At 66.4% G+C, this 20,923-nt stretch carries 20 protein-coding genes; 10 read left to right on the top strand and 10 right to left on the bottom strand.

All coding sequences use genetic code 11. The annotated features are described in order from the left end of the window. Window positions 1-43: 43 nt before the first annotated feature. From HT578_RS02435 to HT578_RS02415, 5 genes are read left to right on the top strand one after another with little or no spacing between them, the layout of a single operon-like run. Window positions 44-1,045, top strand: a complete 1,002-nt coding sequence (locus HT578_RS02435; RefSeq protein WP_213502009.1) for an HlyD family secretion protein — start codon at window positions 44-46, stop codon at window positions 1,043-1,045. Next, window positions 1,042-2,883 carry an ATP-binding cassette domain-containing protein gene (locus tag HT578_RS02430; RefSeq protein ID WP_239026449.1) on the top strand — a complete coding sequence of 614 codons (1,842 nt, stop codon included), beginning with the start codon at window positions 1,042-1,044 and terminating at the stop codon, window positions 2,881-2,883. Before HT578_RS02435 ends, HT578_RS02430 begins: the two co-directional genes overlap by 4 nt. After that, a complete protein-coding gene (locus HT578_RS02425; protein WP_213502006.1) occupies window positions 2,880-4,016 on the top strand; it encodes an ABC transporter permease in 1,137 nt (378 codons plus the stop codon). The genes HT578_RS02430 and HT578_RS02425 overlap by 4 nt, the downstream gene beginning before the upstream one ends. Window positions 4,017-4,026: 10 nt before the next feature. After that, a complete protein-coding gene (locus tag HT578_RS02420; protein ID WP_213502005.1) occupies window positions 4,027-5,139 on the top strand; it encodes an ABC transporter permease in 1,113 nt (370 codons plus the stop codon). A 23-nt stretch (window positions 5,140-5,162) separates the two neighbouring features. Then, window positions 5,163-6,680, top strand: a complete 1,518-nt coding sequence (locus tag HT578_RS02415; protein ID WP_213502003.1) for an efflux transporter outer membrane subunit — start codon at window positions 5,163-5,165, stop codon at window positions 6,678-6,680. Here HT578_RS02415 and HT578_RS02410 read toward each other — a convergent pair. From HT578_RS02410 to exbB, 7 genes are all read right to left on the bottom strand, one after another. Next, on the bottom strand, window positions 6,677-6,997 hold the full coding sequence (locus tag HT578_RS02410; RefSeq protein WP_052322517.1) for a PepSY domain-containing protein: 321 nt from the start codon (window positions 6,995-6,997) through the stop codon (window positions 6,677-6,679). The two genes, HT578_RS02415 and HT578_RS02410, sit on opposite strands and share 4 nt — an antisense overlap. Continuing rightward, window positions 6,994-7,578 (bottom strand): ferric reductase-like transmembrane domain-containing protein, encoded by a 585-nt coding sequence (locus HT578_RS02405; protein WP_213502002.1) that lies wholly within the window; start codon window positions 7,576-7,578, stop codon window positions 6,994-6,996. Before HT578_RS02405 ends, HT578_RS02410 begins: the two co-directional genes overlap by 4 nt. A 5-nt stretch (window positions 7,579-7,583) precedes the next feature. Then, window positions 7,584-8,267, bottom strand: coding sequence for a Fe2+-dependent dioxygenase (locus HT578_RS02400; RefSeq protein ID WP_039393424.1), 684 nt, complete (start codon window positions 8,265-8,267; stop codon window positions 7,584-7,586). A gap of 76 nt (window positions 8,268-8,343) precedes the next feature. Next, window positions 8,344-10,695, bottom strand: coding sequence for a TonB-dependent receptor (locus HT578_RS02395; protein ID WP_213502000.1), 2,352 nt, complete (start codon window positions 10,693-10,695; stop codon window positions 8,344-8,346). Window positions 10,696-10,748: 53 nt separating this feature from the next. Then, the gene (locus HT578_RS02390; RefSeq protein ID WP_213501999.1) at window positions 10,749-11,534 is read right to left on the bottom strand and encodes a TonB family protein; all 786 of its coding nucleotides are present in this window, start codon (window positions 11,532-11,534) and stop codon (window positions 10,749-10,751) included. A 2-nt stretch (window positions 11,535-11,536) separates the two neighbouring features. Continuing rightward, window positions 11,537-11,962 carry a TonB system transport protein ExbD gene (gene exbD, locus HT578_RS02385; protein ID WP_039393430.1) on the bottom strand — a complete coding sequence of 142 codons (426 nt, stop codon included), beginning with the start codon at window positions 11,960-11,962 and terminating at the stop codon, window positions 11,537-11,539. A 6-nt stretch (window positions 11,963-11,968) separates the two neighbouring features. Next, complete coding sequence (gene exbB / locus HT578_RS02380; protein ID WP_239026590.1) at window positions 11,969-12,703, bottom strand: tonB-system energizer ExbB; 735 nt, start codon at window positions 12,701-12,703, stop codon at window positions 11,969-11,971. A 466-nt stretch (window positions 12,704-13,169) separates the two neighbouring features. Between exbB and HT578_RS02375 the strand changes: the two genes are divergently transcribed. The 3 genes from HT578_RS02375 (at window position 13,170) to HT578_RS02365 (ending at window position 16,077) form a co-directional block, all read left to right on the top strand. After that, the gene (locus HT578_RS02375; protein ID WP_338422159.1) at window positions 13,170-13,421 is read left to right on the top strand and encodes an FtsB family cell division protein; all 252 of its coding nucleotides are present in this window, start codon (window positions 13,170-13,172) and stop codon (window positions 13,419-13,421) included. 182 nt (window positions 13,422-13,603) lie between these two features. Beyond that, entirely contained in the window at window positions 13,604-14,692 is a 1,089-nt protein-coding gene (pdhA, locus tag HT578_RS02370) for a pyruvate dehydrogenase (acetyl-transferring) E1 component subunit alpha (RefSeq protein ID WP_213501997.1), read from the top strand. Next, window positions 14,692-16,077 (top strand): pyruvate dehydrogenase complex E1 component subunit beta, encoded by a 1,386-nt coding sequence (locus tag HT578_RS02365; RefSeq protein WP_039393437.1) that lies wholly within the window; start codon window positions 14,692-14,694, stop codon window positions 16,075-16,077. Before pdhA ends, HT578_RS02365 begins: the two co-directional genes overlap by 1 nt. A gap of 85 nt (window positions 16,078-16,162) precedes the next feature. Here HT578_RS02365 and HT578_RS02360 read toward each other — a convergent pair whose 3' ends face one another. From HT578_RS02360 to HT578_RS02350, 3 genes are read right to left on the bottom strand one after another with little or no spacing between them, the layout of a single operon-like run. Further along, the gene (locus HT578_RS02360) at window positions 16,163-16,852 is read right to left on the bottom strand and encodes a TadE/TadG family type IV pilus assembly protein (RefSeq protein ID WP_213501995.1); all 690 of its coding nucleotides are present in this window, start codon (window positions 16,850-16,852) and stop codon (window positions 16,163-16,165) included. Continuing rightward, entirely contained in the window at window positions 16,849-17,445 is a 597-nt protein-coding gene (locus HT578_RS02355) for a TadE/TadG family type IV pilus assembly protein (protein ID WP_213501993.1), read from the bottom strand. Before HT578_RS02355 ends, HT578_RS02360 begins: the two co-directional genes overlap by 4 nt. Next, a complete protein-coding gene (locus HT578_RS02350) occupies window positions 17,442-19,334 on the bottom strand; it encodes a Tad domain-containing protein (RefSeq protein WP_213501991.1) in 1,893 nt (630 codons plus the stop codon). Before HT578_RS02350 ends, HT578_RS02355 begins: the two co-directional genes overlap by 4 nt. Before the next feature lie 276 nt (window positions 19,335-19,610). Between HT578_RS02350 and HT578_RS02345 the strand changes: the two genes are divergently transcribed. Beyond that, window positions 19,611-20,324 carry a squalene/phytoene synthase family protein gene (locus HT578_RS02345; protein WP_239026448.1) on the top strand — a complete coding sequence of 238 codons (714 nt, stop codon included), beginning with the start codon at window positions 19,611-19,613 and terminating at the stop codon, window positions 20,322-20,324. Window positions 20,325-20,399: 75 nt separating this feature from the next. After that, window positions 20,400-20,891, top strand: coding sequence for an EF-hand domain-containing protein (locus HT578_RS02340; RefSeq protein ID WP_213501989.1), 492 nt, complete (start codon window positions 20,400-20,402; stop codon window positions 20,889-20,891). Window positions 20,892-20,923: the final 32 nt, after the last annotated feature.

Below are 20,923 nucleotides of genomic sequence, written 5' to 3'. Positions count from 1 at the left end.
GTCGGATTGCGGTGCGGAAACGACTCGGGGGTTCGTAAGGGGCATGAAGAAATCGGTCGGAGCCGCGCTGCTGGCGCTTGTCCTCGTGGCGCTCACTCTCTTCTGGTTCCTGGGGCGGGGTGATGACCGGGACGGGGTCCTCGAACTGCATGGGAATGTCGATGTGCGTCAGGTCTCGCTGGCGTTCGAGGAGGCTGGGCGCCTTGCCGAGCTGAACGTCGAGGAGGGGGATACGGTGGCCGCCGGAGATATCGTCGCCCGGCTCGATACCGAGACGCTCGCGCTGCAGGCCCGCCAGGCCGAGGCGGAACTGGCGGCTCGCCGCGCGCAACTGGACCAACTGCGCAACGGCTCGCGCCCCGAGGAAATTGCCCAGGCTCGTGAGGCGCGGCGCGCGGCGCAGGCCGAAGCCGCTCGCACCCGCCAGGACCTTGCCCGTATGCAGCAGGCACGTGCCGCAACTGACGGCCGGGCGGTCAGCACGCAGGATCTCGACGCGGCAAGGAGCGCGGCCGAAGCGGCGGCGGCGCGCGCCGGGGAAGCCGGACAGGCGCTGACACTCGCGCGCAAGGGGCCGCGCGCCGAGCAGGTGGCCACCGCCGCCGCGCAAGTCCAGGCCGCCGAAGCGCAGGCCGCGTTGCTGCGCCACCGCGTCGAGATGGGCGTCCTGCGCGCGCCCCATCGCGGGGTCGTCCGGGCGCGGCTGCTTGAGGAGGGGGACATGGCATCGCCCCAGCGGCCGGTGCTGGATCTGGCGCTCCTGTCGCCCAAGTGGGTGCGTGTCTACGTCGGTGAGGCGGACCTGGGACGGGTTCATCCCGGCATGGCCGCGCATGTAACCAGCGACAGTGCGCCCGACGCGCCGGTGAAGGGGCAGGTCGGCTACATTTCCTCGGTCGCCGAGTTCACGCCCAAGTCGGTCGAGACCGAGGAGCTGCGCACGGCGCTGGTCTACGAGGTGCGCGTGATCGTCTCGGACACCCGTGAGGCCTTGCGTCTTGGCCAGCCGGTCACGGTGCGTCTGGACATCGGTGGACAGAAGTGAGTCCAGCGCTGGACATCCGTGAGGTCGGAGAGGTGGAGCACGCGCCGCCGATCATCGTCGCGCGCGATCTGGTCAAGCGTTTCGAGGGGCCTGACGGCGCGCCCTTCGACGCCCTGAAAGGTGTGTCCTTCGAGGTCGCAGCGGGCCGGTTGACCGCGCTCGTCGGTCCCGATGGGGCCGGCAAGACAACGCTGATGCGCATGATCGCGGGGTTGCTGCGAGCCGATGGAGGCGCACTGCATGTGCTGGGGCATGACGCCGCGCAGGACGCACAGGAAATTCAGAGCCGCATCAGCTACATGCCCCAGCGCTTCGGGCTCTATGAAGATCTCAGTATCCAGGAGAACCTCGATCTCTACGCCGATCTTCACGGCGTGCCCGCGAACCTGCGACGCGAGCGGTTCGCCCGGCTCCTGGAGATGACCGACCTCGCGCGCTTTACTGCGCGTCCGGCAGGCAATCTTTCAGGTGGCATGAAGCAGAAGCTGGGCCTCGCCTGCACGCTGGTGCGTGTACCCGATCTCTTGCTGCTCGACGAGCCGAGCGTGGGGGTCGATCCTCTCTCGCGCCGTGACTTGTGGGAGATCATCGAACAGATGATTGCCGAAGAGGGGCTCAGCGTTCTGGTCAGCACGGCCTACATGGACGAGGCGGCGCGCTGCGAGCGGGTCCATGTTTTCAACAAGGGCGAACAACTGGCTGAAGGCACACCCGGTGAATTGCGCGCGCGGGTTGCCGGGCTCACGTACGTCGCCGCGCCGCGCGAGCGTGAGCCCGCCCGCGACTTGCAGGCGCGCCTGATTGATGCGCCGGGCCGGATTGTCGATGCCGTGCCGAGCGGGGGCGAGGTTCATTTCATCCGCCGACCTGAATGCGCAGCGGACAGTCTCGACGATCTGCTGGCCGGCTGCGAAGTGCGGGCCCGCGAGGAGGAACTGGAAGACGCCTTCATGCTTCTGTTGCGGGCGCACGAGGAGGGAGACGAGCCGACCACGCCCGACCAGGGTGGGCCGGATCAGGGCGGGGAAGCGGTCCTGTCCAGCGCCGGGCCGGAGCGGGAACAGGACAGCGCGCCGATCATCGTCGTGCGCGACCTGGTGCGCCGTTTCGGCGACTTCACCGCGGTTGCCAGCACCAGTTTCGATGTTCGGCCGGGCGAGATATTCGGTCTCCTGGGTCCCAATGGCGCGGGCAAGACAACCACCTTCCGCATGCTCTGCGGGCTGCTTCCGGCGACCAGCGGGCATCTGGAGGTGGCGGGGGTGAACCTGCGCCAGGCGCGCGCGACGGCGCGGCGGCGCATCGGGTACGTGGCGCAGAAGTTCTCGCTCTATGCGAACCTCTCGGTGCGCGAGAACCTGGAGTTCTTCGGCGGCGCCTACGGCCTGCGTGGCCGGTCCCTCCGTGCGCGGGTACGCGCCATCGAGACCCGCTTCGATCTCGCCCCCCAGGCGCAGAGCGGCACTCTTCCGCACGGCTACAAGCAGCGCCTGGCGATGGCGGCAGGGCTCTTGCACGGGCCCCGGATCCTGTTCCTCGACGAGCCCACCAGCGGCATCGACCCCCTGGCCCGGCGCGCGTTCTGGCGCACGATCACCCAGCTTTCGCAGGAGGGCGTGACGATCATCGTGACCACGCACTTCATGGAAGAGGCCGAGTACTGTGACCGCATCGCAATCCAGGACGCGGGCCGTCTGCTTGCGCTGGGGACTCCGCGCGAAGTGCGCGAGGAGGCGGGCCCGCGGGGGCAGGACATGAACAGCGCCTTCATCGCCATTGTCGAGACCGCGCGAGCGCAGGAGCGGAGCAGAGCCGCCGCGCCGGAGAGCGTGGCATGAGCGCGCCAGGATCGGGCTTTGTCCAGCGCCTGACTGCGCTGGTGCGCAAGGAAATGCGCCAGATGGTGCGAGACCGCTCGAACCTCCTCGTGGGGTTCCTGCTCCCGCTCGCGCTAATCCTGCTGTTCGGCTACGGCCTCTCCTTCGACGTGCGCAACGCGCCTGTCGCCGTCGTCATCGACACGCCGTCTGTGGCTGCACGCGAGGTGGTCTCGGGGCTGGAGGGCTCGCGCTATCTCGCGCCGCGACGGGTCACGAGCATGGCCGAGGCCGAGCACCTGCTGGGCGATGGCCGCGTGGATGCCATCGTCCATCTCCCGGTCGACTTCGCGCGCCGGTATGCAGCGGGCAGCGGACGCGTGCAGGTCGTCCTCAACGGGATCGATTCGGTGACGGCCAGCACGCTGGAAGCCTATCTTTCAGGATCCATCTCCAAGACACTGGAGCACCGTGGTGATCGCGGGGAGGGCGCGCTGTCCGGCGCCGGACAGGTGGAGATCGTGCAGCGCGTCTGGTTCAACGAGACCTCGAACAGCACCTGGTACCTGGTGCCGGGGCTCGTCGTTCTCATCATGACGCTGGTGGGCGCGTTCCTGACCTCGCTCTTGGTAGCGCGCGAGTGGGAGCGCGGCACGCTGGAATCGCTGTTCGTGACCCCGGTGCGCCCCCTCGAGATCGTGCTCGCCAAGCTCGCGCCCTACATTCTTGTCGGACTTGTCGACCTCGCCATGTGCCTGGTGGCCGCGCGCGTCCTTTTCGATGTGCCGATCCGCGGCTCGCTGCTGGCGGTCCTCGTCTCCTCGACGATGTACCTCATCGTCTCGCTGCTCCTGGGGCTCTGGATTTCGGGGGCGACCCGCAACCAGTTCGCGGCGAGCCAGGTGGCGCTCCTCACCAGCTTCATGCCCGCGATGATGCTGTCAGGCTTCGTGTTCGACTTGCGCAACGTGCCGATCGGTGTCGAGATCGCCGCCCAGATCGTGCCCGCCACCCACTTCATGACGCTCATCAAGACGCTGTTTCTGGCCGGGACCGACTGGGCAATGGTCGCGCGCAGCTGCGCGATCCTGGGGGGCTATGCGCTTCTTCTCACTTTCCTGACGCGGCGCACCGTGCGCAAGCGGCTCGACTGAAGGCGCGCCGATGGAGGCCCTGAGCGCCCTGATCTTCCCGATCCTCACGCTGATCCGCAAGGAGCTGCTCGCGATCTTCAAGGACCCGGCCAACCGTATCGTCCTGTTCGCGCCCGCTTTCGTGCAGACCTTGCTGTTCGGCTATGCGGCCTCCTTCGACCTTACCAACGTGCCCTACGCGGTGCTCGACCAGAGCCACAGCGCGGCCTCCAGCGAACTGCTGGCCCGGCTCGATGGGACGGGGGTGTTCCGGCGCGAGGCGACGCTCGCCAACGCCCACCAGATCGCGCTGGTGATCGACGAGCAGCGCGCGCTCATGGTCATCGCGATACCTGCGGACTTCGCCGAGAGCCTCGCCGCCGGGCGCCGGGCCCCGGTGCAACTGATTCTCGATGGGCGCAATTCGACGACAGCGGGTTCGGCCTCGGGCTACGTCGCATCTGTGGTGGTGGCCTTCAACGCGGCGCGTGGGGGCGGGGCGGGGCTCGAACTGGTGCGCCGCGCCTGGTTCAACCCGAACCTGGAATCGCGCTGGCAGATCGTGCCCGCCATGGTCGCGACGCTGAGCATGCTGCAGACGCTGCTCCTCGCCGCGCTCTCGGTCGCGCGTGAGCGCGAGCAGGGGACTTTCGACCAGCTCCTCGTCACCCCGCTTACCCCCTTGCAGATTCTGGTCGGCAAGGCGGTGCCCTCGATTGTCGTCGGCATGCTGCAATCCACGATCGTGCTGCTGATCTCGCTGTTCTGGTTCGACATCCCGATGAGCGGATCGGTCTGGCTGCTCTACCTTGGCTTGCTGGGCTTTACCGGGGCTTCGGTCGGGATCGGCATGTCGCTGTCCTCGGTGGCGCTCAACATGCAGCAGGCGATGCTTTATACCTTTCTCATCATCATGCCACTGACGCTGCTTTCGGGCCTCATCACCCCCGTGCGCAATATGCCCGAGGTGCTTCAGGTCGCGACCTACGCGAACCCCTTGCGCTTTGGCGTCGACCTTGTGCGGCGGGTCTATCTGGAGGGCGCAGGGATCACCGACATCTACCACGACTTCATCCCCATGTTCGTGATCGCGGCGCTGACACTGCCGCTTGCGGCATGGCTCTTTCGCCACCGTCTGGCCTGAACCTCGAACCTGCGAGACGCTGCATGACCCACCATTCTTCGCGTGCACGAACGACGGCTTCGCCCCTGCTCCTCGCCCTCACGCTGGGGGCCTGCACGGTGGGGCCGGACTATGCAGCGCCGTCGTTGGAGGCCCCGGCTGATTGGCACAGTTGGCGCTCGGGCGATGGTACGCTGCACACCACTTCGACGGATGGTGCGGCGCTGCCCGCCGACTGGTGGACGCTCTGGGGCGATCCGGTGCTGAACGATCTGGAGGCGCGCGCCCTGGTGGCGAACCCGGATATTGCGAGCGCTGCGCTCCATTTTGCAGCCGCACGGGTGCAGCGCGGCGGAGCGAAGGCGGCGGGGCTGCCCCAGGTCAACCTGTCGGGTTCGCTCACGCGCCAGCGGTTGAGCGAGAACGGCGCCTCGACCCGCCTGTTCGACGTGATCGGCAGTGAGGCCGAGCGCGACCAGATGGCGCGCTTCCTCGCCAATCCCTTCACGCTCTTCCAGGGCGGTTTCGATGCCGGGTGGGAGCCGGACCTGTGGGGCAAGGTGCGCCGTTCGCTGGAGGTCGCCGATGCCCGCGTGGAAGGGCAGGCCGCGACGCTCGAGCAGGCGCGCCTGACGGTGGCGAGCGAGGTCGCGCGCAGCTATGTCGAACTGCGCAGTGTGCAGCGCCAACTGGCCTTGGCGCAAGAGGACCGGGACATCCTGACAGAGCGTGAGGAGATCGTCGGCGCGCGGGTTCGAGCCGGGCTCGACGGGCACGCGGTGCTCGAAGGCGAAACGATGGCGCGCGCCGGTGCGCAGGCCACTCTTGCCCCGCTCCGCGCGCAGGAGGCTGCGCTCATCAACGCGCTGGCGGTCCTGACCGGAGAGCGCCCGGGGGGATTGCAGGACCTTCTCGATCCGCCTGCCGGTACGGGGGTGCCGAGTGATCCGGATCTGGGGCTGGGGCTCCCGTCCGAGGTGGCGCTGGGGCGGCCCGATGTGCGCGCGGCGGGCGCGCAGCTCCATGCGGCCACGGCCGAGATCGGGGTTGCCGTGGCCGACCTCTATCCCAGCATTCGCCTGGGGGGAGGCTTCAGCCTGGAGTCCTATCGCAGTGAAAACCTGTTCGACTGGGGCAGTCGCACCTGGTCGGTGGGGCCGAGCCTCAACCTGCCGCTCTTCGATGGCGGGCGCCGCCGCCGAGTTGTCGCGCTGCGCCGGATCGAGCAGCGCGAGGCCGCGGTGCGCTTCCAGCAGACGGTGCTGAGCGCCTGGCAGGAAATCGATGACGCGCTCAATGGCTATGGCGCCGAGCGCAGCCGCCGCGATGAACTGGCCGCGCGCCTTGCCGGCGCCGAGCGGCGGCGTGATCTGGTGCAGGCGAACTATGCGGCGGGCAACGTCAGCTACCTGCCGCTGCTTGATGCGCGCCGCGCCGTGCTGGGTGCACAGCGCGAGCTTGCCCAAAGCGAGGGCAACCTGCGCACCCGCTTCATTGCGGTCAACAAGGCGGTGGGCAATGTGCCGCCGGGCGATCCAGCAGGGGGAGAGGGTGCCCCTTAGAAGCCCTTCTTGCGGTAGATCTCGGTGCCCCGACGATAGACGACGAGCTTCTCCAGCGTCACCGGGTGGTAGAACGCTTCGAGCACCTGGCCTGCGTTGTTGCGGGCATATACCTCGTAGCAGTCGCCCTCGACCTGCATCTTGAGAAGCGTCCAGCCTTCCTGCCAGATCTTCTTCTTGAGCTTTTCGATGGGCTTCCAATTGGCCTCGGGACCGGCCTTGCAGGCGACATCACCATCGGCGAGGGCCGGGGCGGAAAGGCCAAGGGCCGAGAGGGCGAGGCCCGCGCAGGCGAGCGAGGTGAACAGGCGGGTCATGCGGTGAAGGCTCCCTTGCGGATGCGATGGCGTTTCCACGCGCGGGCGGCCCAGACGAGGACGAGCGGGGCGACGTGGACGAGGGCGGGGGTGGAACTCCAGCCCAGCAGCAACCAGTGTGCAAGGGCCAGGAGAAGGGCAGGGTAGACGAGGCGCTGCAGCGTCTTCCAGCGGCGGCCGAGCCAGCGAACAGCCGTGTTGAAACTGATCGAGGCGGGGACCATGAGGAGAGCCAGCGCAAGCCAGCCTGTCCAGATGCCGGGGAGGCCAAGTTCGGAGACAATGCCCGCGGGCGTCATGTCGATGACGTAGAAGGCAAGGTGCAGCAGGCCGTAACCGGAGGCTGCGACGCCGAGGTTACGGCGGATCGGCAGCCATCCCTTGAGAAAGCGGTTGGTCCCGACCAGTTCGACAAGCGGGCCGGGCAGCATCGCCAGGACCATCAGGCGCACGGCAAGCTCCCCGCTGGGTGCCAGCAGGTCCATCGGCCAGGCCGCGTTCGCGAGCAGGTCCCAGACCATGAGCAGGCCGGGAATGGCCAGCGCCAGGCTGACCAGGAGCGAGAGGCGCGCGCGCTTCATCGCTCTCAGACCTGCGCCCAGCGGCGCACGAGGTTGTGGTAGACGTGGATCAGCCGGTCGACGTCAGGATCATCGACGGCCCGGTCGCTCGACAGGGCCTGGATGGACTGGTCGAGATCGTAGAGCAGCGCCCGCTCGGCCGCGTCGGCTACCGCGCTTTGCAGCCACAGGATCGCGCAGAGGCGCTGGCCCGAGGTGACGGGCGTGACCTGGTGCAAGCTGCTGGAAGGGTAGAGGACCATGTCACCGGCCGCGAGCTTCACGCCTTGCGCGCCGTACTCCTGCTCGATGACCAGTTCGCCACCTTCATAGCTGTCGGGATCGGAGAGGAAGATCGTGGCGGAGAGATCACTGCGCAGCGTCAGGCCGCGCGCATTGTCGCGCATCAGCGCGGAATCGACATGGGTGCCGTAATGCCCGCCGTCCTGGTAGGCGTTGAATACCGGGGGCCAGATCTTCTCGGCCAGCGAGGCCGAGACGAAGCGCGGGGTTTCGCCGAGACGCCGCAAGAGGATGTTGGAAAGCTCGTGGCCCACCGGGCACTCGCGGTCGACCTGGAGGTTCTGCTTGACCGCGATGGAGCGGGTGCCCGCGGTCTGGTTTCCGTCGATCCAGCGCGCCTCGTTGAGGCGCGCGCGCAGATCCGCGACCTCGTCGGGACCGAGCAGGTTCTCGATGACAATCAGCATGCGTCGTGGTGTCCGGGCAAGAAAGGATATGCAGCGCGGCGGACATGCCCGAGCACGCCCGCCACGCCATGGCCTATCAGAAGCGGCCGGTCAGGGTAATCGTCCCGCGGCGTTCGTCCCCCTTGTAGAGGAAGGCACCCGAACGGTATGCGGCGGTATAGTAGTCCTCGTCGCCGATGTTCTGGACGTTGATGCGCGCGGAGAAGTTCGTGTTGAACTTGTACTCGGCGAAGGCGTCGAACACGGTCGAGGAGGGCACGCGGAAAGTGTAGCGGCCGATCTGCGCGTTGTAGCTTGCCGCCGCGTCGGGCTGGCCTGCGTACATCGCGCTCTTGTAGGTGCCGGTCACACCGAAGGCGAAGGCATCGGTCGCCTGGTAGCGTACCTGGCCCGTCACCTGGTTGTCCGCGAAGTTCGCCAGCGTCAGGCCGATGTTGGCATCGCTGTAGCTGTCGAGCACCTTGGCATCCATGATCGAGCCGCCGATCTGCGCCGAGAGGCGGTTGGTGATGTTGCCGACAAGGCCGATCTCGAGGCCCTTCACGCGGGTCTTGCCAGTGTTGAGCGAGCCGCTCGGGGTGTAGTCGCTACCCCGGCCGGCGGTTTCGTAGACATCGTCCTTGGTGGTCTGGAAGGCCGCCACGGTGAGCAGCAGGCGGTCGTCGAACAGGTCCCACTTGGCGCCGACTTCGAAGGACTCCGAACTCTCGGGCTTGCCGGCCGAAAGGGGGATGTTCTGATCGACGCACAGGCCGCCATAGCCACAGTTGGCGCCAAGATCGGATTCGCCGCCGTTGACGTTCGAGCCGGTCGACCAGGTGAAGTAGAGCATGAGCTCTTCCATCGGCTTCAGGCTCACCCCGGCATGGCCGTTCCACAAGGTGTCGTTGATGTAGTAGTCCGTGCGCGCGTCGCTGCTCGCGCTGTAGGTGGAGAGCGCGAAGTCGATGGCATCGGCGCGCACGCCGCCGTTGAGCGAAAGCCAGGGCGTCACATCCACGGTGTCCATCGCGTAGAAGGACAAGGTGCGCATGTGCCACAAGGAGTCCCAGCTGGACTTGGTGATGTCGCGCTGCAGGAGGTTGCGGATCGCGCTGTCCTCGACGATCTGCTCGCCGTTTTCATCGGTGATGCAATAGCCGGGGCGGGTGGTGCCGCAATTGGGCGTGCCCATGGCCGTCGTGCTATAGGTGCCGTTGCGGACCTTGTGATCCGAATATTCGCTGCCCACGATCAGGTTGTGGGCTAGGCCCGCCGTCTCGAAGCGGCCGATCACGTTGAGCTGGTTCACGAAGTAGCTCACGTCCTGCCAGCCCTGGTGGGTGCTGAGCGAGATCGAGCCGCCGGTGCTGTTCCCGCGCGCGCCGGTCGCGACGTAGCCGTTGTGGCTCTCGCCATAGCGGGTCGAGTTGACGATCTCGAAGCCGTCCATCGGGGTAATGAAGATGCGGCCCGTGACCGTGTCGACGTCGGACTTCAGGAAGTCCTCGTCCTGCGCATAGCTGGGCAGGTCATCGAAGGTCTCGCCGTAGCCATCGGCATCGCTGGCCGCGACGTAGACGCCCAGGTCCGGGCGGTCCTTGGCGGTGAGGTGGTAGTAGTCGAGCTGGACGCGCACGTCCTCGCTCACCCGCACGAGGCCCGAGACAGCGGCGCCCCAGCGCTCGCGGTAGGCGGGATCGCGGTCGGGCACGTCCTGGTTGGCGTAGAGGAGGTTGGCGCGGACCGCGACGTTCTCGCCCAGCGCCCAGTTGGTGTCGAGCGTGCCGCGCCAGAAGCTGTCGGTACCCACGCCCAGGTCCACCTTGTGGAACGAGTAGTCGGTGCTCGCCGACTTGGTGATCGCATTGACCGCGCCGCCCGAGGCACCGCGCCCGGCGAAGGTCGCGCTGGGACCCTTGGTGATCTCGACCTGATCGACCGCGAAGCTCTCGCGCGTGGTCATGCCCGGATCGCGCAGGCCATCGACGAAGACGTCGCTGCGCGCTTCCTCGCCGCGGATGATGTAGCGGTCGCCGAAGGCGTTGCCGTTTTCACCCGTGCCGATGGTAACGCCCGGCTGCAGGCGCAGCACTTCCTTGAGGTCGGTCGTGCCCGCTTCCTCCATCTGCGTCTCGGTGACAACGGTGATGGTGGCGGGGGTTTCGGCGAGCGGCTTCACGCGGCGCGGGTCGGCCGAGACGCGCGCCTTGTAGGGCGCGCCCTGCGAGGTGTAGGGATTGACGTCGGCCGCACGGTCCTCGATCTGCAGCGTTTCGAGCTGGATCTCTTCCTCGTCCTCGACCTCCTGCGCGATGGCCGGCACGGCGAACGTGGCGGCGGTCACGCCCAGCAGGGCGGCCGTGCCCGAGCGGCGCAGTCCCGAGGCACGCAGGCCAGTTGCGCGCAGGCTGGTTGGACGCAGGATTCCCCCGGAGTTCTTTTTCACGAAACTTCCCTCATTACGAATGTGATCGGTTCTGGATTGTGGCGGCGCGCCGGTCAGTCGGTGCGCAGCGAGTAATCAATCGGAAGCGCCAGCGTGACGCTGTCGCGCTCCATGGAAGACGGCATGCGCGGCAGCGGGGCCACGCGGCGCAAGAGGTCGAGCGTCGCCCCATCAAGCAGGTCGTGCCCGCTCGAGGTCTTGATCGAGACGGCGCTGACCGATCCGTCGCGCGCCACGGTGAAGCGCACCGTCACGGTGCCCTGCTGGCGCGCCTTCTTGGCTTCCGTGGGATAGCTCTTCTTGCGCTGCAGATGTGCGGCGATCATCGCGAAGTAGTCGGCCTGGGCCTTGCGTGCCTTGGCGCTGGTGCCCGGGCCATCGCCCCTCTTGCCACTGCCCGTGCTGCGGCTCGCCGGCGCGGGAGCCGGCGGGGCAGGGGCAGGCACGGAGACGGCTCGCTCAGGCGCCGCGAGTGGCGCACTTTGCGCAAGGGCGACGGGCATGGGACGCGGCATCGGGCGCGGTTCGCTCGGCACCGGATCGGCCGTCTGCAGAGGCGGGATCGGCTCGGCGCGCGCGGGCTGGGCCTGCGTCGGCTGAGGCGGTTGCGGCGTGGTTTCGGGCGTGGCGGCGGCTTCAGCGTCAGCCTGCGAGGCCGCCGGGGCCGAGGCGCCTTCGGGCAATTCGACAAGGACCACGGGCTCGGGCGGGGGCGGCGCTGCGTCGCGGCTCCACAGGAGCACTGCGCCAAGCGCCAGGGCATGTCCCCCAAGGGCAATGCCGGTGGCCCCGGCCCAACGCTGGCGCGCGCCCGGATCGAGGAGGTCGGGGCTGCGCATGGTCAGGCTCCCGCGCCCATTTCCGCGCCAACAAGGGCAACATGGCGATAGCCCGCTGCGCGCAGGACATTCATCGCGTCCATGATCGCTTCGTAGGTCACGTTCTTGTCCGCGCGCAGGAACACGCGCTGTTCCCGGTCCCCCGAAGTGGCGCGGGTGATCGCCTCGCCAAGTGCTGCGGGAGAGACCACCGTCTCGCCCACGCGCATCTCGCCGCTCTGGCGCAACGTCAGGTAGACGGGAGCCTCGGGCTTGGGTGCGGGCGCTGCGGTCGAAGACGGCAGGTCGACCTTGACGTCGACGGTCGCGAGCGGCGCGGCCACCATGAAGATGATGAGCAGGACCAGCATGACGTCGATGAAGGGCGTCACGTTGATGTCGTGGTTGACCGGCAGGTCCTCGCCGCCGTCGGAGAGCTGGATCGCCATCCCGCGTCAGCCTTCCTTGGCGAGCGGGATCGGCTGCCCGCGGCTGAGGTCGCGCGAGACGAGGCGCAGGATGGCGGCCGCGCTGTCGGAAACGAGTGCCTTGTGCGCGGCGATCTGGCGCGCGAAGTGGTTGTAGATGACGACGGCCGGGATCGCCGCGACAAGGCCGATGGCGGTCGCCAGCAGGGCCTCGGCGATGCCGGGCGCGACAACGGCGAGGTTCGTGGTCTGCTTCTCGGCAATGCCGATGAAGCTGTTCATGATACCCCAGACCGTTCCGAACAGGCCGACGAAAGGCGCGGTCGCCCCGATTGTGGCGAGCACGTTGACGCCGCGGGTCATGCGCCGGGTCACCAGCGCTTCGTGACGCTGGAAGCGGGAGACGACACGCTCCTTGATGCCTTCGGGATCGGAAAGCGCATCACTGGAGAGGCGCAGTTCGGCGAGCGCCTCGCGCACCAGCGGGGTGAAGGCAAGGTTGCCGTCGAGCGCGGCGTCGCGCAGCGAGCGCAGCGAGACGAGCTGGTCGTGGACCTGCTTCTCGGCCGCGTTGGCCTTGCGCAGCTCCATGAGCTTGGCGACGAAGATCGTCCAGGTCGCGAGCGAGGCGAGACCCAGGCCGATCATGACGATTTTGACGAGCCAGTCGGCCTGCCAGAACATGGCCCCGACCGAGAGATTTTCGGGAAGGGCGATGGCCGCGGCATGGGCCGGGCTGGTCGCGAGCAGTGCAGCAATCATGGCAGGCACCCCAAGCCTCTTGCCAGTGATCATCGTATGTCCCCCTGATGTTCCGAGCGTTGCCCGGAGATGTCTGCTGTATGTTGTTGCGAACCATTCGCATGGGTTGCGAAGGTTTGCAAGAGTTTTGCAAGAGATTCGCATTAGCGGACTTTAGGGTGTGCCGCGCCCTCGCTGGGAAGTGGCGGAAAGTCTTGGGAAAAGGCTGGCGCGAAGGGGCGGTCTCGACGTGGAACCAATCGCGTTTGCCTGCGTTTCAGGAGGCTCGTTGCAGGGGCTTGCAACTTATCGACACAATTCGTTCCGGGTATCGGACGGACTGATGTGCGCGCCTCTGTATCGAAAAGGGCGAATCGCCTAGAATTAGCGCTTGTCAGGGCGAATCAGTTGTGATTCTATCGAAGTCATGAGGACCATGCGGGGCGATACCACCATCGTGCGAAAGCGACTTGTGCAGGGGCTGCCCGTGGCGGCGCTTCTGCTCATGGGTGCCTTTGCCGTGGCCGGGCCGAGCGGTCTGCTCGCCTGGGGGGAAAACCAGCGCGTGCTCGAACAGCGCCGGACGAGCCTTGTCGACTTGCAGGACAAGCGTGACCGCTTGCGCAACCGGGTGAACCTGCTCGCACCGGACCACGTTGATCCCGATCTTGCCGGCGAATTGCTGCGCAGCAATCTCAATGTCGCCCGTCCCGATGAAAAGGTTCTCCTGCTTCCCTGATTTGCGCCCTCCCGCGCGTCCCGGAAAACGGCGGCTATGCACTTTTTTGCAAGGCTAGTTGCGTCGAATGGTACAAAAAGTGCTTTGAATCGCCCTCGATTCAGGGTTGGAACGCTTCCCGTATCCAAGCGATCTCCCTATATCGCGTGGACGAAGCCATCCTTACCCCAGGGGGAGCAGCATTGCCCAAAACAAAGACTGACGCCGCGTCCGGCACGACCGATACGCCGGTAACGCCAGCCACCCAAGACGACTTCGATCTCGGCAGCCTCCAGCAGGCGCTCGAAGGCGACAAGCGCTACAAGGCGGACAAGGAAGAGCTGCTCAAGCTCTATGAGCAGATGCTGCTCATCCGGCGTTTCGAAGAGAAGGCGGGCCAGCTCTACGGTCTTGGCCTGATCGGTGGCTTCTGCCACCTCTACATCGGCCAGGAAGCCGTTGCGGTGGGCCTGCAGTCCGCGCTCGACGGCGACAAGGACTCGGTCATCACCGGCTACCGTGACCACGGCCACATGCTGGCCTACGGCATCGACCCCAAGGTCATCATGGCCGAGCTCACCGGACGTGCCGCGGGCATCTCCAAGGGCAAGGGCGGCTCGATGCACATGTTCAGTGTCGAGCACAAGTTCTACGGCGGCCACGGCATCGTCGGCGCGCAGGTGCCGCTGGGTGCGGGCCTGGCCTTCGCGCACAAGTACAACGAGGACGGCGGCGTCGCCATGTCCTACTTCGGCGATGGCGCCGCGAACCAGGGCCAGGTCTACGAGGCCTTCAACATGGCCGCGCTGTGGAAGCTCCCGATCATCTTCGTGATCGAGAACAACCAGTACGCCATGGGCACCGCAGTCAAGCGTTCCTCGGCCGAAACCCACTTCTACCGCCGCGGCAGCGCGTTCCGCATTCCGGGCATGCAGGTCGATGGCATGGATGTCCTCGAAGTGCGCAAGGCCGCCGAGATCGCGCTCGAATACGTGCGCGCCGGCAATGGTCCCGTGCTCATGGAACTGAACACCTACCGCTACCGTGGTCACTCGATGTCCGACCCGGCCAAGTATCGCAGCCGCGAGGAAGTGCAGGGCGTTCGCGACAAGCGTGATCCGATCGAACACGCCAAGGCCGAACTGGTCGAACTGGGCGTGAGCGAAGAATCGCTCAAGGATCTCGACAAGACCGTGCGCAAGGCCATCACCGAGGCCGCCGACTTTGCGGAAAGCTCGCCCGAACCCGAAATGTCCGAACTCTATACTGACGTGCTGGTGGAGCGCTACTGATGGCGATTGAACTGAAGATGCCCGCGCTCTCCCCGACGATGGAAGAGGGCAAGCTTGCCAAGTGGCTGGTCAAGGAAGGCGACGAAGTGTCCTCGGGCACGATCCTCGCCGAAATCGAGACCGACAAGGCGACGATGGAATTCGAATCCATCGATGAAGGTACCGTCGGCAAGATCCTCGTCGAGGAAGGCACCGAAGGCGTGAAGGTCGGCACGGTCATTGCCATGCTGGCCGGCGAAGGCGAAGACGCTTCCTCGATCGAAGCGCCCGCCGAACCCAAGGTCGAAGCGCAGCAGGTCAAGTCGGACGTCATCCAGGACGTTTCGGCCACCAGCGGCACCGCCAAGCTCGCGACCGAGGAAAAGCCCAAGAAGCGCGACCCCGAAGTGCCACATGGCACCAACATGAAGACCTCGACCGTGCGCGACGCGCTGCGCGACGCGATGGCCGAGGAAATGCGCCGCGACGAGCGCGTCTTCGTGATGGGCGAGGAAGTCGCCGAGTACCAGGGCGCCTACAAGGTGACCCAGGGCCTGCTCGACGAATTCGGCCCCAAGCGCGTGATCGACACCCCGATCACCGAGTACGGCTTTGCCGGTATCGGCACGGGCGCCGCGATGGGCGGCCTGCGTCCCGTCGTCGAGTTCATGACGTTCAACTTCGCCATGCAGGCGATTGACCACATCATCAACTCGGCCGCCAAGACCAACTACATGTCCGGTGGCCAGATGCGCTGCCCGATCGTGTTCCGTGGTCCCAACGGCGCGGCCTCGCGCGTGGGTGCGCAGCACTCGCAGAACTACGGTCCGTGGTACGCCAGCGTTCCCGGCCTCGTGGTCATCGCGCCCTACGATGCCTCGGACGCCAAGGGTCTCCTGAAGGCCGCGATCCGCAGCGAGGACCCGGTGGTCTTCCTCGAGAACGAGCTCGTCTACGGTCGCAACTTCGAGCTGCCCGAGCTTGATGATCACGTCCTGCCGATCGGCAAGGCCCGCATCATGCGCGAAGGTTCGGACGTGACCATCGTCTCGTACTCGATCGGCGTGGGCGTGGCTCTGGAAGCCGCCGAGAAGCTCGCCGAGGAAGGCATTGATGCCGAAGTCCTCGACCTGCGCACGCTGCGTCCGCTCGACAAGGAAGCGGTGCTGGAGAGCCTCGCCAAGACCAACCGCATCGTGGTTGCCGAAGAAGGCTTCCCGGTCTGCTCGATTGCCTCGGAGATCGCCTCGATCTGCATGGAAGAGGGCTTCGACGATCTCGACGCGCCGGTCACCCGCGTGTGCAACGAAGACGTTCCGCTGCCTTATGCGGCGAACCTCGAGCATGCTGCGCTGATCGACACCGACCGTGTGATCGAAGCGGTCAAGAAGGTCTGCTACCGCTGATCGTGACTGCCGCGGCCTGACCGCGGCGCAAGGAATGACGAAGGGGCCCGTGACCATCCGGTCGCGGGCCCTTTTCTCATGGCGCTCAGGCGGTGGTGTCGGTGAACTTGTCGCAGGAGGAGACGGGCGCGTGGGCCTGGCCCTCGACCTGGTAGATCTGCGAGAGATCCCGGCTCGATCGCACCGTGTAGGAGGCGGTGCTCTCGATCCGGCGTGCGCCCATCAGGGCTTCGGAAATGAGCGGCCGATAGGTGTAGGCGATCTCCACGAAGACGACCGCATCGCCGCTTTGGGCGAGCACCTTGCGATCATCCGGCCCGATGCCGTCGGGCAGCTCATCGCCTTCTTTTCCGTAGCTGGACACGATCTTGAGCGTGCCCATGCAGCGCTGCCAGTGGATGTACTGATCCCCGTCCGCATTGACCTCCAGGCTGCTGACGATCACCCGCCCGTTTTCGTAGAGATCCATGCCCGATCCGGCCTGGACCTTGGCGCCCAGAAGCAGGTCGTTGATGTCGGCCTCGTAGATCTTGCGGTTCTCCAGGGTCGAGATGTCGCCGATGCGCGAGGCGTTGTCCGCGACCTGGACAGCCAGCTGGCCCACGCGCAGCGTCGTCAGCGAGTAGTTGGCCAGCTCGATGCCGGCGAGGCCCGCCCCCAGAAAGAACGGGAGCACAAGGGCTGTCTCGGTTACCGCGACCCCGGCACGGGCGCAGGGCAGGGCCTTGAGGCGGCGCGCGACAGTGGCGATCGCGGGGCAGAGCTGGCGGATCATGGGCAGTTCCCGATGCTGGGCGGAGCGTCGTTGGTCTCGTAGGGCTGGTTACGCAGCACCGTGCGCGCGCGCATCGTGAAGGTGTCGCTCATGCCCAGGAACGCGGCGACGGGGAAGGGGCGCGGATAGGTGACCTCCACCTCGTAGAGCACCGCATCGCGGGCGCTGCCCTGGCCGCGCGTGCCCTGGCTTGCGTCCCATGTGCCGTTGCCGTTGGCGTCCTCGAACGGTTCGCCCGCGTTGCAGGTGCCATCGCCGTTGACGTCGGTGAAGTCCTCCGGCGCGCCGATGTCCGAGAACGAGGCGTAGGCCGTGCGCTCGAAGGTCAGTTCGGCGGCCGGTGCAATCGCATGGACGGCCTCGCGCACCCGCTCGTCGAGTTGGCTTGCGCGGCCCGCCGCGCCCTCGATGGTCGAATCGCGCGCGGCCTTCTGGATCGAGCCTTCGAGCTGTTCGGCGGTGTAGACGTTGTAGCCCAGGTCAAAGAGCCCGAAGATCGTGAGCAGCATGACGGGGGCTACAAGCGCGAACTCCACCGCCGCAACGCCGCGCTGGTCCCGTGCCCAGGCCTGGAAGAGATCGCGCCGGCTCATTGCACGATCCTGAGGTCGCCCATGGCCTTGGCGATGGCATCGAAGGCGTCGTTGAGCTGGTCCGCATTGTCGGCCTGGAACCAGTGGCCCGGCCCCGCACAGGTCTTGAGCATGTCGGTCATTTCGGTGCCGAAGCCGATCACCCAGACGGTGATGTTCTTTTTCTTCACCTCGCTGCAGGCATAGGAGAAGCGCTTCTCCACGGTCTGCGTCAGCGAGTAGGGCGAGGAGGGCGACCAGCGGCGCTCGCTCAGCGGCTCGATCCCGTAACTGCCATAGCTGAAGTCATTGGGCGCCGTCTCGCCATCGGTCAGGAAGATCAGGTGGCGTGTCGTCGGGCGCTGGTTCACGTCCGCATTCTCGCTGGCGAAGATCCCGGTGGGGGACAGCAGGCGTCCGCCCCAGATCATGCCGATGTCGTGGTACGTGCTGCCTTCAGGCCTGAGTGCGTCCACATAGCTCGCGACTTCGCCCGCCGTCATCTCGGCCAGCTTGTGCGCGCGCGAAGGACAGGCGGTGACGCCGTAGTTGCTGGCCTGCAGGAAGTTCTCGTCGGTCATGACCGGCTGCTTGGAGAAGCTTCCCCCGGTCGCCTTCCAGGCGCGCTCGAAGGAAATCTCGTGAAGGATCGGGCGCCACTGGGTGCCGGGCTGGGTGGCCTGGGGGACGCGGTCGATATCGAGATCGAGCGCCTTGGTGAGATCGACATTGTCATAATCGGTGATCTGGTAGGTGTCGCGCTCTTCAATGCAGCCGCGAAAGCTCGCCGACATGTTCTCGGGTGTCGGCGAGGGATTGCCATACATGCGCACGCGAAGAGCGCCGCCCTTGTAGAGTGCGCTGCCTGATGAACCCTTCAGCGAACGCACGTCGAGCGCGACGCTGTCGTACTGCCACTTGTAGACTTCCTTGGTCTCGACACCATCTTCCTGCTTCAATGTGCGGTAGACGTAATCGGTGTAGCGGGTCGGCGTCACGGTGAAGCCGCCGTCGGCGGGCGCGCAGGCGAACGTGTCGCCTTTCACGCGCGTGTCCCACACCTCGTATCCGGTTCCCGAACCATAGGCGATCATCTGCCAGGTTGCGGTGTCGCCGGGACACTCGGTGTCGAACCAGCTTGCCAGCGAGGCGCGCGTTCCGCTGAGCGTCTGGTAGGTGTACTTGTACTTCGGCACCGTTTCAGTCTTGCCGGTGCTCTTGGCGATGCGGCCTTCGTAGCTGGCCGTATTCACCATCCAGTCCGAGCGCAGCAGGTACCCCACGTTGACGTTGGTGGAATAGGGCACGAAGCCATAGCGGATACGTACGCCCGGCGTCTTGCTGCCTTCCAGCTGGGCGTGAAAGTCCTTCACCACGCGGCGCAGGATCGTGATCTTGGGTTCGCTGTCCCCGGCATTGGTGAGGTCCATCGAGCCGGTCGTATCGAGCACCATCATCACGTCGGTGTTCGAGTAATTGAGCTTTGCCTCGCAGCGTACGCGGACGGGAATATGCGTTCTTCCAAAGATGCGCATGATCGTGGTGGGCACCGAGGCACTGGCCAGGCCGGAGATCGAGAAGTCGCTCTCCAGCGCCATCTGGAAGGTCCGATCGCGCGAGCCGTAGGCGCCTTCGCCGAAGTTGCCATTGAAGAAGCGGTTGCCGATCACCGAGACTTCGGTCGGAACCGTGCCGGTGGTCACGACCTGCGAGCCCAGCGCCTTGCGCGCGGCGAGCACGCCCGAATCGCAGGCCTGCTGGAGGCGGGTCTCGGACAGGTAGCTGCGACCCATGTCGATCCCTCCGCCGACGAGCGCGAGCAAGGGCGTCACCGCAGCTGCAAAGATCAGGAAGGTGTTGCCGCTGCGCTCACGCGCAAGCCTTCGAAGGCAGGACAGAACCTGCCGCATGCGATCACCTTGTCCCGGGGGACGCGTCCTATGGTTCATCGGTTGGTAAATGCCTGCTGGGGTAGCTCTGTCCCGAATACCGCTAAATTCCTTATGAATTGAGGAGCAATCGTAGTTAATGGCGGTCTGGGCAGGTTCCCTGATGGCGCAATGCTATCGTTTGCAGTCTGCGAAGGGGAAGAATGGCGGAATTGCGCGGTGCAGCCGCTGGCCCGGACCGGCCTGGCGCGCGCGCAACGCTTGCAAGTGTGGCGGCGGAAGTTAAGAGACGCAGCTGTGTCTGAACAAGAATCCGCCGCCGGACCCGCTCCGCTGAGCTCCGCGCAGATCGAGGAAAGCCTGCTTGCCTCGCTTTCCCCGCTTGCCCGTCTTGCGCTGTCCTATGCGCCGCAACGCACCCGCCAGCAGACGCTCGCGCTCTTCGCACTCGACGCGCGACTTGCCAACCTGCTGCGCCACTCCTCCGAGCCCATGCTGGCGCAATTGCGGCTCTCGTGGTGGCGTGAGACGCTGGGGCAGGATGCGTCGGCCTGGCCGCAGGGCGAGCCCTTGTTGGCGGCCTTTCGCAGCTGGACGGGCGGACATCACGGCGCGGTGGCGCTCGTCGATGGCTGGGAAGCGCTGACCGCGCCCGCGCCGCTGACGCACGGGGCTCTGCAATCCATGGCGGACGGTCGCGCGCGGGCTTTCGGTGCCTTCGCCCAGGAGGTCGGCTGCGCGGCAGCCGCCGGGCAGGCCGAAGCCATCGGCCGCGCCTGGGCGCTGACCGATCTTGCGGTCCGCCTGAGCAAGGAAGAAGAGCGCGCCGCGGTCGAGCGGCTCCTGGCCAACAACGGGGCGACGACGCGTGGACGTGTGCCGCGCGCGCTGCGCCCACTCAAGGTTCTCGAGGTCCTTTCGGCCCGGCGTCATGCCAAGGGCAGCGAAGAGGCGGCCCGTTCGCCTGGCGCCTTGATGCGCGCCATCGGGGTCGGGCTGCTCGGGCGCTAGCCGCGATGAACGATCTGTAATTTTACGTAGAGAACGATCTCCGCCACTCTTGGGCTCAGGCGAAGGGGGGTGGAGATGAGCCGCGTCGTGCTGGGAGCTTTCGGGGCCTTGTGCCTCGTTGCGCTTGGCCTGTTCTGGTTGCAGGGGCGCGCTCTTGTCGAGAGTGCCGCGCCGCCGCCTGATGTCATTCCGACGCTGGGGAGCGGGGATGACGATGCGCTTCCGTCCTATGCGGCGGACGATCTGGAACTTCTGGTGGGGCCTGCGCCGCCCGAGGCCGACGAACTCTCGCGCGAGCAGCGCCGCTTCGCGCGCTATGACCGCGACAGCGATGGTCGTATATCGCGCAACGAGATGCTCTCGACCCGGACCGCGGCGTTTCGTGCGCTGGACAAGGACGGCAACAACCTGCTGACCTTCGAGGAGTGGGCCGTCACCACGGTCGACAAGTTCGAGTACGCCGATGTCGATGGCAACGACTGGCTGACGCCCAAAGAGTTCGCGCGGACGGCACCGCCACCGCGCAAGCCCAAGCCCAAGCCTAGACCCAAGTGCGCTTGCGATTGAGCCCCCGCGCCTGTCCAACGCTGGACGAATGG

Origin of the sequence: Novosphingobium decolorationis, assembly GCF_018417475.1 — a bacterium.
Lineage (GTDB): Bacteria > Pseudomonadota > Alphaproteobacteria > Sphingomonadales > Sphingomonadaceae > Novosphingobium > Novosphingobium decolorationis.
Note: the sequence above shows the minus strand (reverse complement) of the source record. Positions and strands in the feature narration are given on the sequence as shown.

Excerpts from the sequence above, each read along its gene's own strand:
- HT578_RS02435 (WP_213502009.1), top strand. The coding sequence starts at position 44 with ATGAAGAAATCGGTCGGAGCCGCGCTGCTGGCGCTTGTCCTCGTGGCG.
- HT578_RS02425 (WP_213502006.1), top strand. The coding sequence starts at position 2,880 with ATGAGCGCGCCAGGATCGGGCTTTGTCCAGCGCCTGACTGCGCTGGTG.
- HT578_RS02420 (WP_213502005.1), top strand. The coding sequence starts at position 4,027 with ATGGAGGCCCTGAGCGCCCTGATCTTCCCGATCCTCACGCTGATCCGC.
- HT578_RS02415 (WP_213502003.1), top strand. The coding sequence starts at position 5,163 with ATGACCCACCATTCTTCGCGTGCACGAACGACGGCTTCGCCCCTGCTC.
- HT578_RS02410 (WP_052322517.1), bottom strand. The coding sequence starts at position 6,997 with ATGACCCGCCTGTTCACCTCGCTCGCCTGCGCGGGCCTCGCCCTCTCG.
- HT578_RS02405 (WP_213502002.1), bottom strand. The coding sequence starts at position 7,578 with ATGAAGCGCGCGCGCCTCTCGCTCCTGGTCAGCCTGGCGCTGGCCATT.
- HT578_RS02400 (WP_039393424.1), bottom strand. The coding sequence starts at position 8,267 with ATGCTGATTGTCATCGAGAACCTGCTCGGTCCCGACGAGGTCGCGGAT.
- HT578_RS02390 (WP_213501999.1), bottom strand. The coding sequence starts at position 11,534 with ATGCGCAGCCCCGACCTCCTCGATCCGGGCGCGCGCCAGCGTTGGGCC.
- exbD (WP_039393430.1), bottom strand. The coding sequence starts at position 11,962 with ATGGCGATCCAGCTCTCCGACGGCGGCGAGGACCTGCCGGTCAACCAC.
- exbB (WP_239026590.1), bottom strand. The coding sequence starts at position 12,703 with ATGATTGCTGCACTGCTCGCGACCAGCCCGGCCCATGCCGCGGCCATC.
- HT578_RS02365 (WP_039393437.1), top strand. The coding sequence starts at position 14,692 with ATGGCGATTGAACTGAAGATGCCCGCGCTCTCCCCGACGATGGAAGAG.
- HT578_RS02360 (WP_213501995.1), bottom strand. The coding sequence starts at position 16,852 with ATGATCCGCCAGCTCTGCCCCGCGATCGCCACTGTCGCGCGCCGCCTC.
- HT578_RS02355 (WP_213501993.1), bottom strand. The coding sequence starts at position 17,445 with ATGAGCCGGCGCGATCTCTTCCAGGCCTGGGCACGGGACCAGCGCGGC.
- HT578_RS02350 (WP_213501991.1), bottom strand. The coding sequence starts at position 19,334 with ATGCGGCAGGTTCTGTCCTGCCTTCGAAGGCTTGCGCGTGAGCGCAGC.
- HT578_RS02340 (WP_213501989.1), top strand. The coding sequence starts at position 20,400 with ATGAGCCGCGTCGTGCTGGGAGCTTTCGGGGCCTTGTGCCTCGTTGCG.